A 7,307-nucleotide genomic window follows, 5' to 3' on the forward strand; every position below is an offset into this window, starting at 1 on the left:
TCCCCGAGACGTTGCACGCGTGATGCAAAAGGCGTGAATGGCCGTCAGCCTCCGCTGGCAATGTCGCGCGGAGATCTTCGGTGCCGGAAGGGCGGTCGAGCGCCGCCGCGTTGCAGGTCTTGGGTGGGGGCGGGCCCGGGAGGGGCGAAGCCTCTCCCGAAGGTGCCGAAGCAGCCTGTCAGCCCTCCGGCCGAAGATTGAGGGCGCGGATCACCTCACCGAGCCCCTCGCGTTGCCGGCCGATCAGGGCGGCGAAGTCCGCCGGACCGCCGCCGGCCGGAAACGACCCGGTGCCGATCAACCTTTCCTGCAGATCGGGTTGGCGCAGCGCCCCGTCCGCCGCCGCCGCCAGCAAGGCCACCAGGCGCGGCGGCGTTTGCTCGTGCGCCATTAGCCCGTAGGACACAGCCTGGTCGAATCCGGGCAGGGTTTCCGCCACGGCCGGAACCGCTGGCAGGGCCGGGAAGCGCCGCGCCGTGGTCACCGCCAGCAGGCGGGCGCCGCTGGCCGCCGTGTCCGTATCCACTCCTGACCACCGACCGAACAACAGATCGATGCGGCCCGCCATCAGGTCAGGCAGGGCCGCCGCGGTGCCGGCATAGGGGATGTGCCGCATCCGGATGCCGGCGTGGCGCTGCAGCAGCTGCGAGATCAGGTAGTGCGCGCTGGTGGTGTTGTTGGCGCCGTAGGTCAGCCCGTCCGGCCGGGCGCGGGCCAGGGCAATCACCGTCGCCAGACCGGCCCCGCCCGGACCAGGCCGGTCCGACCCTGGCCCGCCGAGGCCGGGCTGGGCAAAGATCACCAGCGGGCCGCTGCCGAGCTGCACGACCGGCGCCAGCCGCTCCATCGGGTCTACGGTTCCCGGCGGCGTCAGGTGGGACTGGTCCATGCCCATGGCCGCCACACCCGGCGGCGCCGTCGGGTGGATGAAGACCGGCAGGGCGCGGTCGTCGATGGCGCGCCAGACGGGGGCGAAGAGCGGGTCGGTCAGCGGCTGGCCGGCGATGTTGCCCAGCACCACCCCCCCGAGGCACCCTGCGACAGGGACCTCTGCAGCTCGGCCACCGCCAGCTCGGGGAATTGCCAGGGCAGCGAGGCGAACCAGCGGATGCGGTCGGGGTGGCGGCTCTGCGCCTCGGCCATGGCGTCGCTGTTGTCGCGCGCCGCGGCCAGGCTGATCTCGCCGCTGCCGGAGAACACGTTGGGGCAAGTGAGCGAGACGATCGCCACATCCACCCCGGCTTCATCCATGCGGCGGATTCGCAGGTCGTCATCGCTCATGGCCGGGGTGGGCGTCATGAAAGGCGTGCCGTCCTTGAAGATGCACATCTTCCCGGAAGCCGGGTTGGGCTGGTAGGCCAGATGCGGCCCGCCATGCTGCGCCAGCATCTCCAGCCAGCGCGGCGAGAACATGTGGGTGTGGACGTCGATGACGGGGCTGGCCATGGGCGGAACTCCTCCTGCCGCCGCCTCGGATGGGCGGCGTTGCGGCCCATCATGCGCGCCCGCCCGGGCAGCAGAAGAAGCATGTGGCGCAGGGGGCGTGCACCGCCCGCGCACGCTCAGCCGATCAGAAGATGGTCCCGCAGCAGCCGCGAGGGGGACGGGAGGGGCCCTTCCGGACGCGACACCAGCCGCAGCTCCCGCACCGCCCAATCCTCCGCCAGCGGAACGCAGCGCAGGTGCAGCAGCGCTTCATAGGGGCGGCAGACGCCCTCGGGCATGATCGCGATGCCGTGGCCGGCGGCGATCAGGTGATGGCAGGCATCCAGGCTGCCGACGCTCAGATGGTAGCGCAGCGTGCGCCCGATGCGTCGGGCCTGCTCCTCCAGCAGCAGGCCAAGCGCCCCTCCCTCCATGACGCGGATCAGCGGCAGGTCGAGCAGGGCCGGGAAGCGCAACCGCGCCTTGCCGCCAGGGCGTGGTCAAGCGGCAGCACGCCCATCAGCCGGTCCCTGCGCCACGGCCATGCCTCGCAGCCCTCTGGCACGGCTCCGGCGATGGTGACGATGCCCAGGTCGATGTCGCCCTCTGCCAGCTGGTGCAGGATGGCCAGGCTGCTGCCCTCGCGGATCTCGACCTGCACGCCCGGCCGCGCGGCGGCGAAGCGTGTCAGCTTGGCCGCCAGCCCGTGTCCGGCCAGGGCCGAGTGGGCGGCGTGGAAGCGCACCGTTCCGTAGCCGCGGCCGGCAAAGGCCTGCATGTCGCCGTCCAGCCGCTTTGCCAGATTCATCAGGGCGCCGGCATGCTGCGCCATGGCCTGGCCCGCCACGGTGGGCCGGACCCCCTGCGGGCGCCGCTCCAGCAGCGTCACGCCGAAATCCTGCTCCAGCAGCCGCAGCCGCGTGGCGGCGGCGGGGGCGCCATGCCGCACGCCCCAGCCGCCTTGGTCACGCTGCCGAGCCGTAGCGTGGCGAGCAGAATGTCGAGCGCGACTCAGTCCGGGCGCGGCCGCATCGCCTAGCCGCCCCGCTGGCCGGTCGCCATGACGCTTTCACTCGATGCGGATGTTGCCGCGCCGGGCCACCTCCGCCCATTTCTGCCGCTCGTCATGGATGTAGCGGGCAAATTCCTGCGGTCCTTCCGACAACGGCCTGGTGCTGGCCTCGGCGATACGTGCCCGCAATTTGGCATCCGTCATCGCCCTGGCGAAGCCCGCATGCAGGCCAGCGACCACGTCGGGCGGCGTTTTGGCCGGCGCCAGCACACCGCCCGAACCACTGACACTGTAGCCCGGCAACCCGGCGGCCTCGGCCACCGTCGGCAGGTCCATGCCGGGAACCCGATCCGCCGAACTGACGGCCAGGGCGCGGAGCATGCCCGAAGCGATCAGCGGCTGGGTGGCGGCGGCGCTTTCGAAGCTGAAATCCACTGCGCCCGAGGAAACATCGGTCAAAGCCGGGCCGCTGCCGCGATAGGGCACGTGGGTGGCCCGCGCGTCGAGCCCTTGTAGAAACAGCTCGGTGCCGAGATGCCCCGTGGTGCCCGGGCCGCTGGAAGCATAGGTGAGGTTGCCGCTCCTGATGCGCCGCACCAGATCGGCCAGGCTCCGGTCCGGGCTCTTGCCCGGCACGACCACCACCAGCGGCCCCTCAAAGATGCGGATGATGGGCAGGAAGTCGCGCTCCGGGTCGTAGGGCACGTTCGACATCACCGCGGGATTGATAGCCAGGGTGGCTAGGCTGCCGAAAACCAGCGTGCTGCCATCCGGCGGCGATTGCGCGACGCTCTGCATGCCGATGGTGCCGCCGGCGCCGGCGCGGTTCTCCACGATCACCCGGGCCTGCGGCCAGCTCAGCTCACTGGCCTTGTCGGCGAGCAGGCGGGCGAAGATGTCGTTGGCCTGACCCGGTGTGAAGGGCACCACGATCCGGATCGGCTTGGAGGGCGTCCAGGGCTGCGCGGCGCGGGCCGGCCGGGCCGCGGCGAGCAGGGCTGGCGCGGCGAGCACGGCGGCAAGGCCGCGGCGCGTGAGGCGATGATCGTGCATTCCTGTTGTTCCTCGTGCTTCTTGATGTCCGCCCTCGTGACGCGGGGGCGGATCCTTGGTCACTCGGCGGCGGCGGGTACCGCCTGCGGCACCGCCAGAATGCCCCTGGCCGTCAGGCTGGCGATCTCGGCCTCGCTCAGCCCGGCTTCGCGCGCGATCTCGGCATTGTGCTCGCCGACGCGCGGCGGCTGGCGGCGCAGCGCGGGGCGGCCGCCCGGCAGCAGCATCGGCAGGCCCGGCAAGCCGGCATCGGCGCGCGCCTGAACGTCGCGCGGCGCCGCCTCGGCCCCGCTGAGGTCCACCGGCAGCAGCCCGCCCGAGGCCCGCAGATGCGGATCGTCCAGCAGCTCGCCGGGCTTGGCGATGGGCGCGAAGGGCAGGCCAAGCGCCTCGCACCGCGCCATCAGCTCGGCCTTGGGCAGGCGGGCGAACAGCGCGGCCACGCGCGGCAGGATGCGCGTCCGATTGGCGGCCAGAGCGCGCATGCCGGCGAGCTGCGGGTCGTCGCGCAGGTCATGCAGGCCGAAGGCCTCGCAGAAGCCCCGCCACTGCGTCTCCGTGACTACGCCAACAAAAACCTGCGCGCCGGGCTCGGCGCTGTCGAATATGTCGTAGAGCGGCCAGGGCTTGCGCATGTCCGGGTCACCGAACGGCTCCGGTTCCTTGCCTTCCAGCGCGGCGCGCGCCATGTGCTGCGCGGTCAAGACCATGTTCGTCTCGAACAGCCCGGACTGCACCAGCCCGCCCTGGCCCGTCACCTCGCGCTGGCGCAGCGTCGCCATCACGGCGATGGCGGCGAACATGCCGCCCATGATGTCGTTGACTGAGGAGCCGGCGCGCAGCGGCCGCCCCGGCGGGCCGGTCATGTAGGCCAGCCCGCCCATCATCTGCACCACCTCGTCCAGCGCCGCGCGATGCTCGTAGGGGCCGGGCAGGAAGCCCTTGCAGGAGGCGTAGACCAGGCGCGGATTGATCTCCGCCAGGGCGGCGTGGCCGAGGCCCAGCTTGTCCATCGCGCCGGGCCGGAAATTCTCCACCAGCACGTCGGCGCCGGCGGCCAGGCTGCGCACCAGGGCCAGCCCTTCGGGGCGCTTCAGATCCACGCAGAGTGAGCGCTTGTTGCGGTTGAAGGTCGGGAAGAAGCCCAGCGCCGGGCCGGTCAGGCGGCGCGTGTTGTCGCCCGCCGGCGCCGGCTCAATCTTGATGACCTCGGCGCCCAGATCGGCCAGCACCATGCCGCAGCTCGGCCCCATGACCATGTGGGAGAACTCGATCACGCGGATGCCGGCCAGCGGCGCCGCCGAGGGCCGGATGGCGGGCGCCGGCAGGGTGGCGCGGAACGTGCGCGGAATGCCGGCGGCGGCGACGCGGCCATGCAGCTTCTCTTCCGGCAGGCCCTGGCGCAGCGCCTCCCGCGCGGCGATCAGCGCGCCGAGATCGATGCCGGTGGCGAAGCCCTCCGATTCCAGCAGGTAAACCAGGTCCTCGGTGGCGGCATTGCCGACCGAGCCGGGGGCGAAGGGGCAGCCGCCCAGCCCGCCCAGCGCCGCGTCGAAGCCGCGCACGCCTTCCTCCAGCGCCGCCAGGGTGTTGGCCATGGCCATGCCCAGCGTGTCGTGCAGGTGCAGGTTGCCGAAGCGCGCCGGCCCGACCTCGGCGCGGACCGTGCGCACCAGCTGCCGCACCTGCGAGGGCGTGGCATAGCCCAGCGTATCGGCCAGGGCGATCACGTCGGCCCCCGCCGTCGCCAGCTCGGCGGCCAGCCGCAGCACGTCGTCCGCCGGCACCTGGCCCTGCAGCGAGCAGCCGAAGGCGGTGGAGATCCCCGCCTCGATGCGCGGCGCGCCCTCGCCCAGCCCGCGCGCCCATTCCACTACCCGCGCGACCTCGGCGACCTGCTCGGCGCGCGAGCGCCGCACATTGGCGCGGCTGTGCGCCTCGCTGGCGGACACCGGCAGCAGAATGGATTGCGCCCCGGCGGCGGCGGCGTTCTGCGCCCCGCGCAGGTTGGGCGCCAGCGCCACCACATGCAGGCCGGGATGCGCGGCGCGCACCGCGGCCACGAGCTGCGGCGCGTCCGCCATCTGCGGCATCGCGGCAGGGGGAACGAAGCTGGCGACCTCCATCTGGCGCAGGCCGCTGGCGGCCATGGCGGCGATCCAGCCCAGCTTGTCGCCGGTGCTCATCACGGCCTTGGCCATCTGCAGGCCATCCCGCGGGCCAACCTCGCGGACCACGACCTTGGCTGTTTGCACGACGCTGCTCACCGCTTCCTCCCGTTGTTCTCACCGCAGTTTCAGGCTTGCGCCTGAACCATGGAAGTCTCCAGTCACGGAAGCAGCATCGCTCAACCGCGGAAGCCCCCGGCGGGAAGCTGGTCAGCCGGCGGCGGCGAATTTCACCTCGGGGTCTGGATGCTGCAGAAGAGTTTCATGCAGAAGAGTGCGTTCTGGTGCTCCTCATCGGATGCGCCGGCGCAGCAATCCTTGAACCGCGCCGGGTTTGCCGGAGGCTGTTCGGTGTGGGTCATGCCGCCAGGGGTGTGACCTCCTGTGGTGCATAGTAGCGCGCCTCCGCCTTGGCGTGAGGGATGTTGCCGATCGGCTCGAAAAGGCGGCGGTTGGCAGGTAGCCATTCGGCGTGGGACGCAGTCATCCTATCCCGGCGTCTCGGGGCGCTTGAGTAGCTCAGGATCGGCTTTGTGGATCTCGACAAGTTCACGAAGCATCTCGATGCCGAAGTCAATGAACGCCATGATGCGTCGTCACCTGAGCCGCAGACCCAGATCAGCCCATCTTCCCGATCCATTTCGTTAGCGACGATCCAATGCCAGTCCTCGTCTTCGCCGAGTATTGCCGCCATGCGCGCGATGGCGAGGACGTGGTGGACTTTGTTGGTCGGCGCCACTGTCAAGCCGCTTGAACAAAGGCGGCGTCGAGTTTGGGTTTCCAGGTCCACGGCAGCAACTCGTCGAGCCGATGGGCGGGCGCCAAAGGCTACGGTCAGGAAGGCTGGGCGGATTTAATCTAGCGAGTGGGCTCAGCGGATGCTGGCACGGCGCTGTTGCGACCTCATCGGCCTTGTCCCCACGATGGGACTTCGGGTGCCGGTTTTCCGTAGCCGCTCCGGCGAACTACGCCACGGTCGCCTCTCGGCTCCAGCAGGATTCGGTGCCATCGCATCACATCCGGTGCAACACGACGGCCAGCTTGCGGGCGACAGCCACCTTGGCGCGCGCCACGACGGCGTGGCCGACGGTGCCGGCAGCGCCCGCGCGGTTTTCGACGACGAAACTCTGTCCAAGCTCATCGCTGAGCCCTTGCGCGACGAGGCGCGCGACGAGATCGACCGAGCCGCCCGCGGCGAGGCCACCATGATCGTCACGGCGCGGCTACGTGCCTTCATCGACTTCCTTTCTGCGCAGGCGACCGCCGCGACAGCATGAAGAGGCGTGGAGCGGCAGGCGTGCCAGCGCCACCGGCCTCAATTTTTCGGCTGCCACATGCGCGCTCAAGCAGCATCAGGAAGTGCAGCCCGGTAACGTCCATAAGCCACCTTTACGAGCAACCCCTCGTCGCACATGCGAGACAAGTAGCAACGAGGGACACCAATATCGGTCAGATCCTTCGATCGAACCTCTCCCTTCTGAAGAGCCAGCGCAACAGCCCGCGACCTCAGGGGAGGAGGAGGCCTCCCAGCAAGACGTACACGCTCCGCTCGTTCCCGATCACGCTTCCTTTGCTTCGCGTGCGGTTTCCACGTAGTTTCTCGGGGAATCTCGGACAAGAAGTTCGTTTCTTCATTCAGTCCGGGGAGC

Annotated in this window: 5 protein-coding genes and 2 pseudogenes; all 7 read right to left on the minus strand. The window is 70.4% G+C overall.

All coding sequences use genetic code 11. The features are described from left to right. Window positions 1–178: 178 nt before the first annotated feature. Entirely contained in the window at window positions 179–1,021 is an 843-nt protein-coding gene (locus D9598_RS20580) for a tripartite tricarboxylate transporter substrate-binding protein (RefSeq protein ID WP_198368360.1), read from the minus strand. Next, complete coding sequence (locus D9598_RS20585) at window positions 988–1,446, minus strand: amidohydrolase family protein (RefSeq protein ID WP_198368361.1); 459 nt, start codon at window positions 1,444–1,446, stop codon at window positions 988–990. Before D9598_RS20585 ends, D9598_RS20580 begins: the two co-directional genes overlap by 34 nt. A gap of 116 nt (window positions 1,447–1,562) precedes the next feature. Continuing rightward, a pseudogene (locus D9598_RS21710) lies at window positions 1,563–2,374 on the minus strand (LysR substrate-binding domain-containing protein). A gap of 120 nt (window positions 2,375–2,494) precedes the next feature. Then, window positions 2,495–3,490 carry a tripartite tricarboxylate transporter substrate binding protein gene (locus tag D9598_RS20600; protein ID WP_198368364.1) on the minus strand — a complete coding sequence of 332 codons (996 nt, stop codon included), beginning with the start codon at window positions 3,488–3,490 and terminating at the stop codon, window positions 2,495–2,497. A gap of 59 nt (window positions 3,491–3,549) precedes the next feature. After that, window positions 3,550–5,757 carry a hydroxymethylglutaryl-CoA lyase gene (locus D9598_RS21715; protein ID WP_370592104.1) on the minus strand — a complete coding sequence of 736 codons (2,208 nt, stop codon included), beginning with the start codon at window positions 5,755–5,757 and terminating at the stop codon, window positions 3,550–3,552. Window positions 5,758–6,016: 259 nt separating this feature from the next. Further along, complete coding sequence (locus tag D9598_RS21315; RefSeq protein ID WP_232477495.1) at window positions 6,017–6,448, minus strand: hypothetical protein; 432 nt, start codon at window positions 6,446–6,448, stop codon at window positions 6,017–6,019. 223 nt (window positions 6,449–6,671) lie between these two features. After that, window positions 6,672–6,779, minus strand: a pseudogene (locus D9598_RS21720) (hypothetical protein); the annotation flags it as partial. Window positions 6,780–7,307 lie beyond the last annotated feature (528 nt).

Origin of the sequence: Roseomonas sp. KE0001 (assembly GCF_016107285.1) — a bacterium.
Classification (GTDB): domain Bacteria; phylum Pseudomonadota; class Alphaproteobacteria; order Acetobacterales; family Acetobacteraceae; genus Pseudoroseomonas.

Coding starts and splice junctions, on each gene's coding strand:
- D9598_RS20585 (WP_198368361.1), bottom strand. CDS start 1,446: ATGGCCAGCCCCGTCATCGACGTCCACACCCACATGTTCTCGCCGCGC.
- D9598_RS20600 (WP_198368364.1), bottom strand. CDS start 3,490: ATGCACGATCATCGCCTCACGCGCCGCGGCCTTGCCGCCGTGCTCGCC.